This is a genomic window from Blastococcus sp. SYSU DS0828 (assembly GCF_054050975.1).
The window spans coordinates 36,697-51,969 of record NZ_JBJHAK010000017.1 but is presented as its reverse complement, the minus strand read 5'-3'; the positions used below and the strand labels follow the sequence as shown (position 1 = coordinate 51,969).

The window sequence follows — 15,273 nt, the reverse complement described above, 5'->3', positions numbered from 1 at the left end:
TTAGAAGGACGGCCCGTGGGAAGCGGAGGATCTGGTGGTCAGTGCCCGACCGGCGGTGCAGTCGCTGCCCGCGTACCGGCCCGGCCGGAACCCGGCGGACCTGGCCCGCGAGATCGGCGTCGAGCGCGCTGTGAAGCTCGCGAGCAACGAGGTCGCGTTCCCGCCGCTGCCCGCCGTCGTCGAGGCGGTCACCGCCGCGGTCGCCGAGACCAACCGGTACCCGGACAACGGCGCCGTCGTCCTCACCGGCGCGCTGGCCGAGCGCTACGGGGTCGACCCCGCGCAGGTCGCCAGCGGCTGCGGGGCCGTGGCGATCTGCCAGGAGCTCGCCCAGGCGTACAACGACCCCGGGACGAGCATCGCCTTCGCCTGGCGGTCGTTCGAGATGTACCCGCTGCTCGCCCGGGTCGCCGGCGCCCGCGCGATCCAGGTGCCGCTGGTCCCCGGCCGGCCCGGCGGGTCTCCCGACACCCACGACCTCGAGGCGCTGGCCGCCGCATTGGACGACGCCACGCGGCTGGTGTTCGTCTGCAACCCCAACAACCCCACCGGGACGGCGGTGCGCCGAGCCGAGCTGGAGCGCTTCCTCGACGCGGTGCCCGCGGAGACGCTGGTCGTCCTCGACGAGGCCTATCGCGAGTTCGTCACCGACCCCCGGGTCCCCGACGGCGTGGAGCTGATGCGCGGGAGACCCAACGTGGCGGTCCTCCGCACCTTCTCCAAGGCCTGGGGGCTGGCCGGGCTGCGCGTCGGCTACCTGCTCGCCGAGGACCCGGCGGTCGCCGAGGCGGTGCGCAAGACCCACCTGCCGTTCAGCGTCGGCATGGTGGCCCAGGCGGCGGCGGTCGCGGCGCTGGCCAGCGAGGACGAGGTGCGGGTGCGGTGCGCCGCGGTCGTCACCGAGCGCGAGCGGCTCACCGCCGCGCTGCGCGACCGGGGGCTGGAGGTCGCCGACAGCCAGGCCAACTTCGTGTGGCTGCCGACGGGGGAGCGCACGGCCGAGCTCGCGGCTGCCCTGGAGGCCCGGGCGGTGATCACCCGGCCGTTCGCGGGGGAGGGCATCCGGGTCACCGTGGGCACGCCGGAGGAGGACGACGCCTTCCTCGCCGCGCTCGACGACGCGCTCCCGGTCACGGCACGCTGACCAGCACCGACCCCGCCCCTGCGGCGGCCGGTGTCCCGGCGGTGCGGGGGAGCCCGGAACGGGCGCCGGCCCCGGCTGGTTTGATGGCCGACGTGGCTCTTCCCCGAGTGCTCTCCGGCATCCAGCCGACGGCGGACTCCTTCCACCTCGGCAACTACGTCGGCGCCCTCCGGCAGTGGGTGAGCATGCAGGAGGACCACGACGCCTTCTACTGCGTCGTCGACCTGCACGCGATCACCCTCGAGCCGCCGGACCCGGCCGTGCTCCGCCGGCGCACGCTGGTGTCGGCGGCACAGCTGCTCGCCCTGGGCGTGGACCCCGCCCGCAGCACCCTGTTCGTGCAGAGCCAGGTGCCCGAGCACGCCCAGCTGGCCTGGGTGCTGCAGTGCCTCACCGGCTTCGGGGAGGCCGGCCGGATGACCCAGTTCAAGGACAAGAGTTCCCGCGAGGGGGTCGGTCCGACGTCGGTGGGGCTGTTCACCTACCCGGTGCTGCAGGCCGCGGACATCTTGCTGTACCAGGCGCACCGGGTGCCGGTGGGAGAGGACCAGCGGCAGCACCTGGAGCTCACCCGCGACCTGGCCGGCCGGTTCAACGGGCGGTACGGCGAGACGTTCACGATGCCCGAGGCCTACATCCCGGCGGGCGCGGCCAAGGTGCTGGACCTGCAGACGCCCGAGAAGAAGATGAGCAAGAGCCTTCCCCCGGCCGGCTGCATCAACCTGCTGGACGACCCGAAGGTGACGGCGAAGAAGATCCGTTCCGCGGTCACCGACACCGGGCGGGAGATCGTCGCCGACCCCGAGAACAAGCCGGGCGTGACGAACCTCCTCACCATCCACTCCGCCTTCTCCGGACGGAGCACCGCGGAGCTGGAGGAGCACTTCGCCGGCCGCGGGTACGGCGACCTGAAGAAGGAGCTCGCCGAGGTCGTCACCGACGCCCTTGCCCCGGTGCAGCGGCGCACGGCGGAGCTGATGGCCGACCCCGCCGAGCTCGAGCGCCTGCTCGCCGCGGGAGCGGCACGCGCCCGGGAAGTGGCCGGCCGCACGCTGGCCACGGTCTACGAGCGGGTCGGCTTCCTGCCACCCGCGGGGCCGGTGGCATGAACGACGACACCTTCGTCGGCCGGCTGGGGACGCCGCCGGAGACGGCGGTGCTCGGGGTGATCGTGCCGATCCCCGAGCCCTGGGCGTCCCTGCTCGTCGACTGGCGCGCCAAGGTCGGCGACCCGCAGGCGACGCTGGTCCCGCCGCACGTGACCCTGCTCCCGCCGACGGAGGTGCCGGTCGCCGACCGCGCCACCATCACCGAGCACCTCGCCGACGTCGCCGCGGCGCACCCGCCGTTCGACATGCACCTGGCCGGTACCGGCACGTTCACGCCGGTCTCCGACGTCGTGTTCGTGGCCGTGGCTCGGGGGATCGGCAACTGCGAGCTGCTGGCCAACGACGTCCGCCGCGGTCCGCTGGCCCGTTCGCTCTCCTTCCCGTACCACCCGCACGTCACCGTCGCCCACGACGTGCCGGCCGACATGCTCGAGCTGGCCTACTGCGGGCTGCAGGACCTCTCCGCCGAGTTCCGGGTGGACCACTTCACCGAGTTCGAGCAGACGGCGGCCGGCGCCTGGGAGATCGCCCGCGAGTACCCCCTGACCGGCCGGGAGCGCTGAGGGCGCGCACCCGGCGGCCAGCCGCCAGACTCGGGCGGTGAGCTCCGCCCCTCCCCGCGACGCCCCCGCCCGGAAGGGGTTGCCGGCGCGGACGTGGGACCGCGTCGAGGGGACGGTCGACGCCGCTCGGCGGCGGTCCCCCTGGTTCGACCACCTGGCCCGTGCCGGTGGGCGGTACCGGCGGACGCAGGGGGACCTCATGGCCGCGGGCGTCACCTACTTCGTGTTCCTCGGGTTGTTCCCCGTGCTGCTGCTGGTGGCCTCGGTGATCGGGCTGGTGCTGGCCGGGAACGAGCTGCTGCAGCGGGAGCTCTACGAGGCGATCCGGGAGGCGTTCCCCGGCAGCACCGGGCGGGACATCGTCGCGGACCTGCGCGGGGCGGTCGGCTCGGCCGAGGTGGTCGGCGTGATCGGCCTCGTGGGGTTCGTCTACGCCGGGCTGCGGGCGATGGACAAGCTGCGCATCGGCATGGAGCGCATCTGGAAGGGGCGCGCCGATGAGCCGGAGTTCCTCCGCGACAACGTCCAGGACCTCTTGGCGCTGGTGCTGCTGGGCGCGGTCGGGCTGGCGAGCCTCGTGCTGACCGGGGTCGCCACGGGGGCGACGTCGTGGTTCCTCGACGTGCTCGGGCTGACGGACGCGACGGGGCTCGCGGTGTTCACGACCGTGGTGGGGCTGGCGCTGGCCTTCCTCGGCGACACCGTCGTCTTCCTCTGGCTGCTGAAGGTGGTCCCGGCCACGCCGCACCCCGTGCGGCGGCTGCTGCCCGGGGCGCTGTTCGGCGCCGTGGGCTTCGAGGCCATGAAGCTGATCGGGAACCTCTACCTGTCGCTCATCTCCGGGAGCGTGACCGCGTCGGCCTTCGGCGGCGCCGTCGGCATCCTGGTCTGGATCAACATCGTGTTCCGGTTCGCGTTCTTCACCGCCGCCTGGACCGCCACCCTCCCCGCGGTGGAGGGCGCCGGCCGGCAGCCGGAGGAGCGGGCGCCCGTCGCCGCCGCCGCGCCGTCGCGCTGACCGCGCCGAGCGCGCCGAGCCCCAGCCCGGCGAGGGCGGCCACGGCCCAGGGCGACGCGGCCGCGTGCGGCGCGGGCGCGGCGAGCATCGGGCGACGCGGCGCCGGGGAGGTCGGGGCGGAGGGTGCGGGCGGGGTGGCGGGCGCCGCCGGCGTGGCGGGGGCCAGGTCGGCGGGGCGGACCAGCGTCCCCACCCCCGGGACGGTGGTGGGGACGGCGAACCCCCAGTCGAGCAGCAGCGCCGCCTGGTCGGCCGCCCGCAGCGGTCGGTTCTCCGTGTCCAGGACGCTCACCACGAGCCGGCGGCCGTCGCGCTCGGCTGCGGTGACGAACGTGTGCCGGGCGGCGTCGGTGAACCCCGTCTTCCCGCCGAGGTTGCCGGGGTAGCCGGTCAGCAGCGGGTTCTGGTTCTGGATCTGGAAGCCCGGGAACCGGTCCCCGACCGCCGGCATGTCCGCCGTCGGCGTGCGTAGCACCGCCGCGGTGACCGGGTCCTCTACGAGCGCGCGGAAGATCAGCGCCAGGTCGTAGGGGGAGGAGGACTGGCCGGCGACGTCCAGCCCGGACGGGGTGCCGGCGACCGTGTCGTAGGCACCCAGCTCCACGGCCGTCCGGTTCATCGCGGCAACCGTGGCCGCCTCGCCGCCGGCCGCCCGCGCCAGCGCCGATGCGACGTCGTTCCCCGACTGCAGCATCAGCGCCGTGAAGAGCAGCGGGACGGGGTAGCGCCCGCCGGCCACGAGCCCGACGCGGCTGCCCTCGATCTGCTCGTCCTCGACCGTGCCCACCACCACCTCGGCCGGGTCGAGCCGGTGCGCCAGCGTCAGGAGGGTCAGGGTCTTGAGGGTGCTCGCCGGGTAGTACCGCCCGTGCGGGTCGCGGGCGGCCAGCACCGCCCCCGTGCCCGCGTCGGCGACCAGCCAGCCGGACGCGACCACGCCGTCGGGGAGCGGGGGAGCGCCGTCGGCGACGACGAGGCCGCGGGTGCGCAGCCGCTCGCCGCCCACCGTGCTGCCGTCCGGGGCGGTGCCCCGCGGGGGCAGGCCCGTGCGGGGCGCGGTCGGCGTCGGCGCGGTGAGGTCGACCGTGGGGCGAGGCGGGGTCGCCGTCGTGGTCGGCGGCGGCGGGGTCGCTCCGGCCGGGCCGGCCGGGCCCGCCACGAGAGCGAGTGTCACGGCGCCCGCCAGACAGGCCGCACGTCGTCGTCCCATGCCCGGAGGCTATGCGGAGGTGAGGTGGGACACGGCTTCCGGGGAGAAGGCGGCCCGATCGGATGAGGGTTCGCAACGATCGGGTTTCAGTCCGCCGCAGAGTTTGGGGCGTGCCGGGTCCGCGCGGTTAGCGTCCTGGGTCGTGGCCCACGACGGCCCGCTCCACGCGGGCCCGCGAGCCACCGCAGTTCACACCCCCGGGAGAACCCCGCCACGCGTGGGTCCTCCCCCCAGAGAGGAGATCGTCTTGCGCCGAGCGCGGATGACGAAGGCCGCGGCGCTGCTGCTGGCCGGCAGCCTGGCCCTGGCGGCCTGTGCCAGCGACGAGGAGCCCACGGCCGGCGGCGACAGCGGCGGCGGCAGCGGTTCGGGTGACCTCCAGGTCGGCCTCGCGTACGACGTCGGTGGCCGCGGCGACCAGTCGTTCAACGACTCGGCCTACGCCGGTGTCGAGGCGGCCATCGGGGCGCTGGACGGCGAGGTCCAGGAGTTCAGCCCCAACGACGACGGCTCCGACCGCGTCGAGGGCCTGGCCAACCTGGCCGAGGCGGGCTACGACCCGGTCATCGCCGTCGGCTTCGCCTACAGCGACTCGATCGGCGAGGTCGCCGAGGACTTCCCCGACACCACGTTCGCCGTCGTGGACGTCCGCACGGAAGAGGAGGGGATCGAGACCGAGAACCTGACCGGCCTCGTCTTCGCCGAGGAGGAGGGCAGCTTCCTCGCCGGCGTCGCGGCGGCGCTGAAGAGCGAGACCGGGCACGTCGGCTTCGTCGGCGGCGTCGAGATGCCGCTGATCCAGAAGTTCGAGGCCGGGTACGTGGCCGGTGCCAAGGCCGTCAACCCGGACATCCAGGTCGACGTCGAGTACATCTCGCCGGCCGGCGACTTCTCCGGGTTCGGTGACCCGGCCCGCGGTCAGATCCTGGCCCGCAGCATGTACGACGCCGGCGCGGACATCGTGTTCCACGCGGCGGGCGGCTCGGGCACCGGCGTCTTCCAGGCGGCGGCCCAGACCGGCAACCGGGCGATCGGCGTCGACTCCGACCAGTACCAGACGGTCGACGACCCCGCGCTGCAGGCGGTGATCATGACTTCGATGCTCAAGCGGGTCGACAACGCCGTCGAGAGTTTCATCACCGACTACGCCGAGGGCAACGTCCAGGGCGGCATCGACCTCGTCTACGACCTGGAGAGCGACGGCGTCGGCCTGGCCACCTCGGGTGGGCAGATCGACGACATCCAGGGCCAGCTCGAGGAGTGGCGCCAGCGCATCGTCTCCGGCGAGATCGAGGTCCCCACGACCCCGTGAGGCCGGGTGCGCCGGCCGGACAGCTCCGGCCGGCGCACCGGAGCGACCCTCCGACGGCGGGTCCGGGCATCCCGCCCGGGCCCGCCGTCGTGGCGAGCGGGCCCCGACCCCGCGGGGGGCACGGTCCCGGTCGCCGCGAGGGTGCGACATCATGCGCAGGGCGGGTGCCCGAACCCCGGTCACCCCGCCCGACCACCGGTCATCCGGGGGACGACGACCCGACCGGCGTCGTCACCGGTGCGCCGGATCGAGACCAGCGCCGCCCGCGCGGCGCACCGTCAGAGAGAGGCCCACCCATGGCCCAGGCTCCAGCCGCCGGCGCCACGTCCGGCGACGAGGCGGCCCGATCGCCCTACGCGGTCCAGCTGCGCGGCATCACCAAGCGCTTCCCCGGCGTCGTGGCGAACAAGGACATCGAGCTGGCGGTCCGCCGCGGCGAGGTGCACGCCATCGTCGGGGAGAACGGGGCCGGCAAGTCCACGCTGATGAAGACGCTGTACGGCGAGCACCGGCCGGACGAGGGGACGATCCTCGTCGACGGCCGCCCCGTGCAGTTCCGCAGCCCGGCCGACGCCATCGCGGCCGGGATCGGCATGGTCCACCAGCACTTCATGCTGGCCGACAACTTCACGGTCCTGGAGAACGTGGTCCTGGGCAGCGAGCCCACGAAGGGCGGCCGGCTGGACCGGGACGGCGCCCGCCGCCGGATCGAGGAGATCTCCGACCGCTACGGCCTCGGGCTGCGCCCCGACGCGCTGGTGGAGGAGCTCGGCGTCGGTGACCGCCAGCGGGTCGAGATCGCGAAGGTGCTCTACCGCAACGCCCGCACTCTCATCCTCGACGAGCCGACCGCCGTCCTGGTGCCCCAGGAGGTCGACGAGCTCTTCGGCAACCTCGCGGAGCTCAAGCGCGAGGGCCTCACCGTCATCTTCATCTCGCACAAGCTCGACGAGGTACGCAAGGTCGCCGACACGATCACCGTGATCCGCCGGGGCACCACGGTGGGGGAGGCTGATCCGCGCACGACCACGGCCAAGCAGCTCGCCGAGATGATGGTCGGCGCCGAGCTGCCCACGCCGGAGCTCCGCAGCTCCACCGTGCGCGAGGTCCCGGTGCTCCGGCTGTCGGGCGTCACCGTGGCCTCGGACATGGGGCGGCCGCTGGTCGACTCCGTCGACCTGACCGTCCGCGAGGGCGAGGTCGTGGGCATCGCCGGGGTCGAGGGCAACGGCCAGGCCGAGCTGGTCGACGCGATCATGGGCCTGCGCCCGCTCGCCGCCGGCAGGGTCCGGCTCGGCGAGGACGACGTCACCGGGTGGAGCACGCGGGCCCGCCGCGAGGCCGGCATCGGCTTCATCCCGGAGGACCGCCACCGGCAGGGGATGCTGCTCGACGCCCCGCTCTGGGAGAACCGGATCCTGGGCCACCAGACCCGGCCGCCGGCGGCCCGGGGCCCGTTCATCGACCGGAAGGCGGCCCGCGCCGACACCGAGCGGATCATGCGCGAGTACGACGTCCGCGCGCCCGGCCCCGAGACGCTGGCCGCCGCGCTCTCCGGCGGCAACCAGCAGAAGCTCAACGTCGGCCGCGAGATGAGCGCCGGCCCGCGGCTGCTGATCGCCGCCCATCCCACCCGAGGGGTCGACGTCGGCGCCCAATCGGTCATCTGGGAGCTGCTCAAGGACGCCCGCGGCGAAGGGATGGGGATCGTGCTGGTCTCTGCCGACCTCGACGAGCTGATCGGGCTCTCCGACACCCTCCACGTCATGTTCCGCGGCCGCCTCGTGGCCACCGTGGACCCCCGCCAGGTCACCCCCGAGGAGCTCGGCGGGTACATGACCGGCGCCCGGACCGCGGCGGGTGCCGCGTGAACCGCCTGCGCCGCACCGGCCTGACGCTGCTGGGCCCGGTGCTCGCCGTCCTCGTGGCGCTGGTGATCTCCGCCCTCGTCATCGCCCTCATCGGGGAGAACCCGTTGCGGGCGCTGCAGGTCATGGTCGACCTGGGCGAGCGGCCCTCGCAGCAGGTGCAGTCGATCGTGGTGATCCTCAACCGCGCCGTCCCGCTGTTCCTGGCCGGGCTCGCCGTCTCCATCGCCTTCCGCATGGGGCTGTTCAACATCGGCGTCGAGGGCCAGTACCGGCTGGCCACCGTCGTCGCCGCCGCCGTCGGTGCGGCCGTGGCGCTGCCCGGCCCGCTGCACGTCCTGCTGGTCATCGTCGTGGCCATGGTGGTCGGCGCCTTCTGGGCCGGCATCGTGGGCGTGCTCAAGGTGACCCGCGGTGTCAGCGAGGTCATCAGCTCCATCATGCTGAACTTCATCGCGCTCGGGCTGGCGTCCTTCCTGCTCACCGGTCCGTTCCGGGGCAGCCCGGAGGGCGCGTCGATCATCACCACGACGCCGCTGCCGGAGTCGGCGTGGTTCCCGGGGCTGGGCGGGGTGCTCGGCGCCTTCGGGCTGGCCGAGCCGCGCACGGAGCTGTTCGGCTTCCTCGTCGTGGCCGTCGTGGTGGGGATCGTGATCGCGGTGCTCGTCCAGCGCACCCGGTTCGGCTTCGACCTGCGGGCCACCGGCATCTCGGCGTCCGCCGCCACCGCCAGCGGTGTCGACGCCCGCCGCATGGTCGTCACGACCATGCTGCTCTCCGGTGCCGTCGCGGGGCTCATCGGGTTGCCCGACCTGCTCGGCGAGACGCGCGCCTTCGGCACCGAGTTCACCGCCGGGCTCGGTTTCCTGGGCATCGCCGTGGCCCTGCTCGGGAGGAACAACGTCCTCGGCATCGCGTTGGCGGCGCTGCTGTTCGCGTTCCTCGACCGTGCGGCGCTGCCGCTGCAGTTCGCCGACATCCCCGCGTCGGTGGTGACGATCATCCAGGGGACGATCGTGCTCGCCGTCGTGATCGCCAACGAGGTCGCCCGCCGGCTGGCCCTGCGCTCGGCCGAGCGGTCCGCTGCCGAGGCGACCGGCGCGCCGCCGGACCCGGGTGGCGGTGCGGGCCCCGGCGGTCCCGGCCCCGGCGCCGGTCCGGACGGCGGGCACCGGGTCCGCACCGGAGTCCCGGGCTCTTCCGAGGAGGCGCGCGCATGACCACCGCGACCCCGGCCGGCGGCAGCACCGCGACCCGGCCCAGCCGTGGCCCGCTCACCGACCGGCTCACCGGCGGGAGCCGGGGCAGCAGGATCCTGTGGCTGGTCGTCGGCCTGCTGTTCGTCTTCTCCGTCACCCGGGCGGTCTCCGGCGAGGAGGCGCTGACCTCGTCGTCGACGATGCGGGCTGCGCTGCTGCTGGCGGTGCCGATCGGGCTCGCGGCGCTGGGTGGCCTCTACTCCGAGCGCGCCGGCGTGGTCAACATCGGCCTCGAGGGGATGCTGATCCTCGGCACCTGGGGCGCCGGCTGGGCCGGCTGGCAGTGGGGCTGGGTCGGCGCGATCATCGGCGGCACCGTGCTCGGGGCCATCGGCGGCCTGCTGCACGCCATCGCGACGGTGACCTTCGGCGTCGACCACGTCATCTCCGGGGTGGCGATCAACATCCTCGCCGCGGGTGTCGTCCGCTTCCTGTCGGAACTGGTCTACGTCCAGGGCACCGGGGGCGGCCCGACGCAGTCGCCGTCGGTGGGCGGCGACCCGCCGAGCTTCTCGATCCCGGTGCTCTCCTCCGGGCCCGACCTGCTGGGCGACCTGGAGGACACCGGCTGGTTCCTGCTGAGCGACCTCGCCGGGGTGCTCCGCGGGCTCACCAGCGGGCTCGGTGTGGTCACCCTGCTGGCGATCCTGCTCATCCCGATCTCGTACGTGATCCTCTGGCGGACGGCGTTCGGGCTGCGGCTGCGGTCGTGCGGCGAGAACCCCGCGGCGGCGGACTCGCTCGGCGTCCCGGTCTACCGGATGAAGTACATCGCGGTGATCATCTCCGGCGCGCTGGCCGGGCTCGGCGGCGTCTTCCTCGTGTTCGTGGCCGGCATCTACCGCGAAGGGCAGACCGGTGGCCGCGGCTTCATCGGCCTGGCCGCGCTGATCTTCGGCAACTGGCGGCCGGGAGGCCTGGCCGCCGGCGCCGGGCTGTTCGGCTTCTCCGACGCCCTGCAGCTGCGCAGCCGGACGGCGGTCGTCGCGCTGCTGCTCCTGGTCGCCCTGCTGCTCGTCGGCGTGGCCGTGTACCAGGCGCTGCGCCGCCGCTGGGTGCCCGCGGGCCTCGCCGTGGTGTTCGCCGCCGTCGCGCTGGTCGGCTTCCTGACCATCGACGAGCTGCCCGACGGCATCGTCTTCTTCACCCCGCACCTGACCACGCTGCTGGTCCTCTCGCTGGCCTCCCAACGGCTGCGGATGCCCAAGGCGGACGGCCTGGTGTACCGACGAGGGGAGCACTAGTGCCCGACCTGCCCGAGCCCGACTGGGATGCCCTTCGGACCGCGGCCCGCGAGGCCATGACCCACGCCTACGCCCCCTACTCGAGGTTCCCGGTCGGGGTCGCCGGGCTGGTCGACGACGGCCGCGTCGTCACCGGGTGCAACGTGGAGAACGCCTCGTACGGGCTGGGCCTGTGCGCCGAGTGCGGGATGGTCAGCGACCTGGCCCGCACCGGAGGCGGCCGGCTGGTCGCGGTGGCCTGCGTCGGCGGGGACGGTCAGCCGCTCATGCCGTGCGGCCGCTGCCGGCAGCTGCTCTGGGAGCACGGCGGCGCCGACATGCTGATCGAGACGGTGTCCCTCGGCATCGTGCCGATGCGCGAGGTGCTGCCCGACGCCTTCGGTCCCGAGGACCTGACGGCTGCCGCCGAGCGGGGCCAGGGCTGATGGCCGGTCACGACGCCATCGACGTCATCCGCGCCAAGCGGGACGGCGTGCCGCTCACCACGGAGCAGATCCGCTGGGTGATCGGGGCCTACACCGCCGGTCAGGTCCCCGACGAGCAGATGAGCGCGCTGCTCATGGCGGTGTTCTTCCGCGGGATGACCGCCGACGAGCTCGCGTCCTGGACCCAGGCGATGATCGACTCCGGCGAGCGCAAGGACCTGTCGTCCCTCGGCCGGCCGACCGCCGACAAGCACTCCACCGGTGGCGTCGGCGACAAGATCACCCTTCCTCTGGCGCCCCTCGTCGCCGCCTGCGGGGTGGCCGTGCCGCAGCTCTCCGGCCGGGGCCTCGGCCACACCGGCGGCACGCTGGACAAGCTCGAGGCGATCCCCGGGTGGCGGGCCGACGTGCACGAGGAGGCCTACCTGGCGCAGCTGCGCGACGTGGGCGCGGTCATCTGCGCCGCCGGCCACGACCTGGCGCCGGCCGACAAGCTGCTCTACGCGCTGCGCGACGTCACGGGCACCGTCGAGTCGATCCCGCTGATCGCCAGCTCCATCATGAGCAAGAAGATCGCCGAGGGCGCCGACGCGCTGGTCCTGGACGTCAAGACGGGCTCCGGGGCGTTCATGAAGGACCCCGCCGCGTCGCGCGAGCTGGCCCGCACGATGGTCGGGCTCGGGGAGGCGGCCGGGGTGCGCACCGTCGCCCTGGTGACGGCGATGGACCGGCCACTGGGCCGCGCCGCGGGCAATGCCGTGGAGGTCGCGGAGTCGGTGGAGGTGCTCGCCGGTGGCGGCCCGGCCGACGTCGTCGAGCTGACCCTGGCGCTGGCGCGGGAGATGCTGGTCGGTGCCGGGCGCGACGACGTCGACCCCGCCGAGGCGCTGGCCGACGGGCGGGCCATGGACGTGTGGCGGCGGATGATCGCCGCGCAGGGCGGCGACCCCGACGCCCCGCTGCCGCGCCCGGCCGAGACGCACGTGGTGACCGCGCCGGCCACCGGCATGCTGACCCGCCTGGACGCCTACGCGCTCGGCGTCGCCGCCTGGCGGCTGGGCGCCGGCCGAGCCCGCAAGGAGGACCCGGTGTCGGCCGCCGCGGGGATCACCTGGACGGCCGGCGTGGGGGAGCTGGTGACCGCCGGCCGGCCGCTGCTGGAGCTGCACACCGACGACGCCGCGCGCATCCCGCGGGCGCTCGCGGCGCTCGAGGGGGCCATCGGCGTCGACACCGGTGACGAGCCGCTCCCGCTCGTCCTCGACCGCATCACCGCAGGGTCGTAGGGGACACTGGTCTCTCGTGCAGAAGGACTCCCTCCTCCCCACCACTCGCACGCTCGCGGCGGGCCCCGAGAGGGAGCCGTTGAACCCGGACGCAGCCATCTCCATCCGCGGCCTGGTCAAGCGGTACGGCGACCGTGCGGCCGTCGACGGCCTGGACCTCGACATCCACCGCGGGGAGATCTTCGCCCTGCTGGGTCCCAACGGTGCGGGGAAGACGACCACCGTCGAGATCTGCGAGGGCTACCGCGATCGCGACGGTGGTGAGGTCCGCGTGCTCGGGGTCGACCCGGCGCGGGGCGGGCGCCGCTGGAAGGCCGAGCTCGGCATCGTGCTGCAGTCCGGTGCGGGGGACAGCCAGCTCTCGGTGCGCGAGCTGCTGTCGGCGCAGGCGTCCTACTACGCCGATCCCCGCGACCCCGACGAGGTGCTCGACCTCGTCGGTCTCACGGAGAAGGCGGGCGCCCGCGGCCGCACGCTCTCGGGTGGGCAGCGGCGCCGGCTGGACGTGGCGCTGGGCATCGTGGGCCGGCCCCGGCTGCTGTTCCTGGACGAGCCCACCACCGGGTTCGACCCCGAGGCCCGCCGCCAGTTCTGGGCGCTGATCCGGTCGCTGCGCGAGCTGGGCACCACCATGCTGCTGACCACCCACTACCTCGACGAGGCCGAGGAGCTGGCCGACCGGGTCGGGGTCATCGCCCACGGGCAGCTGGCCGAGGTCGCCGTCCCCACCGCGCTCGGCGGCCGCGGCACCGCGCCGGCCGTCGTCAGCTGGACCGAGGCCGGCGCCCGGCGCACCGCCGAGACCGCCACGCCGACCGCCTTCGTCTCCGAGCTCGCCGCGCGCTTCCCGGGCGAGGTGCCCGACCTCGCCGTCAGCCGGCCGACGCTCGAGGACGTGTACCTGAAGATGATCGGGGACCGCTCGTGACCACCACCGCCCCAGGGCGCGCCGCGCTGCCCTCGGTCGCCCGGGTCTCCCGCACCCGGGCGGGGGTCGAGCTCAAGGAGTTCTTCCGCCAGCGTGAGTCGGTGGTCTTCACGCTGCTGTTCCCGGTCATCCTGCTGCTGGGGCTCGGCGCGGTCCTGGACTACGACCTCGGCTCCGGCGTGGACTTCCCGCAGTACTTCATGGCGGGCGTCATCGCCGCGGGGATCGTCGGGGCGAGCCTGCAGAACATGGCGATCCACATCGCCGGCGAGCGCTCCGACGGCACCCTCAAGGCGCTGGCCGGCAGCCCCATGCCGAAGACCGCCTACTTCGTCGGCAAGGTCGCGCAGGTCGTCGCCGTGACGATCGCGACGATCCTCGCGCTGCTGGTCGTCGGCGTGCTCGTGTTCGGCATCAACCTGCCGACCGGGGCGGACTGGCTGACCTTCGCCTGGGTGACAGTGCTGGGCGCGGCGGCCTGCACGCTGCTCGGCATCGCCGTCTCCTCCCTCGCCCGCAACGCGCGGTCGGCCTCGGCGACGGTCACCCCGATCGCGCTGGTGCTGGAGTTCGTCTCCGGCGTCTTCATGCCGTTCGACCAGGTGCCCGGCTGGCTGCAGGACGTCGCCTCGGTCTTCCCGGTGAAGTGGCTGGCCCAGGGACTGCGGTCGGTGTTCCTGCCCGACTCCCTCGCCGCCCGGGAGCCGGCGGGCTCCTGGGAGCTCGGCACCGTCGCGCTGGTGCTCGGGATCTGGTGCGTCGTGGGCCTGCTGCTGTGCGTGCGCACCTTCCGCTGGCAGGACCGGGACGGCCGGTAGGTAGCGTTCTCCCGTGCCCGCTCCGCTCACCGCCGACGACGTCCGCCGCGCCCCGAAGGTCCTGCTGCACGACCACCTCGACGGCGGGCTGCGGCCGCAGACGGTGCTCGACCTGGCCGCCGAGCTCGGCTACCGCGACCTGCCCGCGGGCGATGCCGAATCCCTCGGCCGGTGGTTCCGCGAGGCCGCGGACTCCGGCTCCCTCGTGCAGTACCTGGAGACGTTCGCGCACACCGTCGCCGTGATGCAGACGCCGGACGCCGTGGCGCGGGTCGCCCGGGAGTGCGCGCTCGACCTCGCCGCGGACGGCGTGGTGTACGCCGAGGTCCGGATGGCGCCCGAGCTGCTCACCGCCGGGATGCCGATGGAGGCGGCCGTCGAGGCGATGCTCGACGGGTATGCGCAGGGGAGCCGGGAGGCCGCCGCCGCGGGCACGCCGATCCGGATCGGCACGCTGCTGTGCGGGATGCGGCAGAACGACCGCTGGGAGGAGGTCGCCGACCTCGTCGTCCGCTACCGGGACGCCGGTGTCGTCGGCTTCGACCTCGCCGGCCCGGAGATCGGCTTCCCGCCGGACCGCATCCCCGCCGCCATCGCCCTGCTGGACCGCGCGGGGGCGCACCGGACGGTGCACGCGGGGGAGGCCGCCGGCATCGCCAGCATCGAGGCAGCGCTGGACGGCGCCGGTGCCGAACGGCTCGGCCACGGCGTGCGGATCGCCGACGAGGTCGCCGCGGACGGCGCCCTCGGCCCCGTGGCCCGGCGGGTGCGCGACGCGCAGGTGACGCTGGAGGTGGCGCCCTCCTCGAACGTGCAGACCGGCGCCTACCCCTCGCTGGCCGAGCACCCGGTGGACCGGCTGCACCGGCTCGGCTTCGCCGTCACGCTCAACACCGACAACCGGCTGATGAGCGGCGTCTCGGTCACCAGCGAGGTCACAGCGGTGGCGACGACGTTCGGCTGGACGTGGGACGACGTGCAGACGGTGACCGAGCGCGCGCTGGCCGGTGCCTTCCTGCCCGCGGAGGAGCGGCAGCGGCTTCTCGACGACGTGGTCCGCCCGGGCTACGCCGCGCTGCGGGGCTGACG

Annotated in this window: 14 protein-coding genes; 13 read left to right on the top strand and 1 reads right to left on the bottom strand. The window is 74.3% G+C overall.

Features of this window, described 5'->3' with window-relative positions; all coding sequences use genetic code 11:
• The first annotated feature begins 34 nt into the window (after nt 1–34).
• From hisC to ACI79Q_RS14050, 4 genes are all read left to right on the top strand, one after another.
• Nucleotides 35–1,144 carry a histidinol-phosphate transaminase gene (hisC, locus tag ACI79Q_RS14065; RefSeq protein WP_456613324.1) on the top strand — a complete coding sequence of 370 codons (1,110 nt, stop codon included), beginning with the start codon at nt 35–37 and terminating at the stop codon, nt 1,142–1,144.
• 83 nt (nt 1,145–1,227) lie between these two features.
• On the top strand, nt 1,228–2,253 hold the full coding sequence (trpS, locus tag ACI79Q_RS14060; RefSeq protein ID WP_456600308.1) for a tryptophan--tRNA ligase: 1,026 nt from the start codon (nt 1,228–1,230) through the stop codon (nt 2,251–2,253).
• Complete coding sequence (locus tag ACI79Q_RS14055) at nt 2,250–2,816, top strand: 2'-5' RNA ligase family protein (protein ID WP_456600307.1); 567 nt, start codon at nt 2,250–2,252, stop codon at nt 2,814–2,816. The genes trpS and ACI79Q_RS14055 overlap by 4 nt, the downstream gene beginning before the upstream one ends.
• A gap of 37 nt (nt 2,817–2,853) precedes the next feature.
• The gene (locus tag ACI79Q_RS14050; protein ID WP_456600306.1) at nt 2,854–3,834 is read left to right on the top strand and encodes a YihY/virulence factor BrkB family protein; all 981 of its coding nucleotides are present in this window, start codon (nt 2,854–2,856) and stop codon (nt 3,832–3,834) included.
• On the opposite strand, the gene ACI79Q_RS14045 is transcribed toward ACI79Q_RS14050, so the two are convergent.
• The gene (locus ACI79Q_RS14045; RefSeq protein WP_456613325.1) at nt 3,737–5,044 is read right to left on the bottom strand and encodes a D-alanyl-D-alanine carboxypeptidase family protein; all 1,308 of its coding nucleotides are present in this window, start codon (nt 5,042–5,044) and stop codon (nt 3,737–3,739) included. The two genes, ACI79Q_RS14050 and ACI79Q_RS14045, sit on opposite strands and share 98 nt — an antisense overlap.
• Nucleotides 5,045–5,306: 262 nt before the next feature.
• Here ACI79Q_RS14045 and ACI79Q_RS14040 point away from each other — a divergent pair, with 262 nt between their 5' ends.
• The 9 genes from ACI79Q_RS14040 to ACI79Q_RS14000 all read left to right on the top strand — a co-directional run bounded on the left by ACI79Q_RS14040 (nt 5,307) and on the right by ACI79Q_RS14000 (nt 15,271).
• On the top strand, nt 5,307–6,356 hold the full coding sequence (locus ACI79Q_RS14040; protein WP_456613326.1) for a BMP family lipoprotein: 1,050 nt from the start codon (nt 5,307–5,309) through the stop codon (nt 6,354–6,356).
• A 296-nt stretch (nt 6,357–6,652) separates the two neighbouring features.
• Complete coding sequence (locus ACI79Q_RS14035) at nt 6,653–8,227, top strand: ABC transporter ATP-binding protein (RefSeq protein ID WP_456614878.1); 1,575 nt, start codon at nt 6,653–6,655, stop codon at nt 8,225–8,227.
• Nucleotides 8,224–9,444 carry an ABC transporter permease gene (locus ACI79Q_RS14030; RefSeq protein WP_456590668.1) on the top strand — a complete coding sequence of 407 codons (1,221 nt, stop codon included), beginning with the start codon at nt 8,224–8,226 and terminating at the stop codon, nt 9,442–9,444. Before ACI79Q_RS14035 ends, ACI79Q_RS14030 begins: the two co-directional genes overlap by 4 nt.
• Entirely contained in the window at nt 9,441–10,727 is a 1,287-nt protein-coding gene (locus ACI79Q_RS14025) for an ABC transporter permease (protein ID WP_456598292.1), read from the top strand. The genes ACI79Q_RS14030 and ACI79Q_RS14025 overlap by 4 nt, the downstream gene beginning before the upstream one ends.
• The gene (locus tag ACI79Q_RS14020; protein WP_456590666.1) at nt 10,727–11,152 is read left to right on the top strand and encodes a cytidine deaminase; all 426 of its coding nucleotides are present in this window, start codon (nt 10,727–10,729) and stop codon (nt 11,150–11,152) included. The genes ACI79Q_RS14025 and ACI79Q_RS14020 overlap by 1 nt, the downstream gene beginning before the upstream one ends.
• A complete protein-coding gene (locus ACI79Q_RS14015) occupies nt 11,152–12,438 on the top strand; it encodes a thymidine phosphorylase (RefSeq protein WP_456614877.1) in 1,287 nt (428 codons plus the stop codon). Before ACI79Q_RS14020 ends, ACI79Q_RS14015 begins: the two co-directional genes overlap by 1 nt.
• Before the next feature lie 16 nt (nt 12,439–12,454).
• Nucleotides 12,455–13,366, top strand: a complete 912-nt coding sequence (locus tag ACI79Q_RS14010; protein ID WP_456613328.1) for an ABC transporter ATP-binding protein — start codon at nt 12,455–12,457, stop codon at nt 13,364–13,366.
• Nucleotides 13,363–14,184 carry an ABC transporter permease gene (locus ACI79Q_RS14005; RefSeq protein WP_456614876.1) on the top strand — a complete coding sequence of 274 codons (822 nt, stop codon included), beginning with the start codon at nt 13,363–13,365 and terminating at the stop codon, nt 14,182–14,184. Before ACI79Q_RS14010 ends, ACI79Q_RS14005 begins: the two co-directional genes overlap by 4 nt.
• Nucleotides 14,185–14,197: 13 nt before the next feature.
• Nucleotides 14,198–15,271 (top strand): adenosine deaminase, encoded by a 1,074-nt coding sequence (locus tag ACI79Q_RS14000; protein WP_456613330.1) that lies wholly within the window; start codon nt 14,198–14,200, stop codon nt 15,269–15,271.
• Nucleotides 15,272–15,273 lie beyond the last annotated feature (2 nt).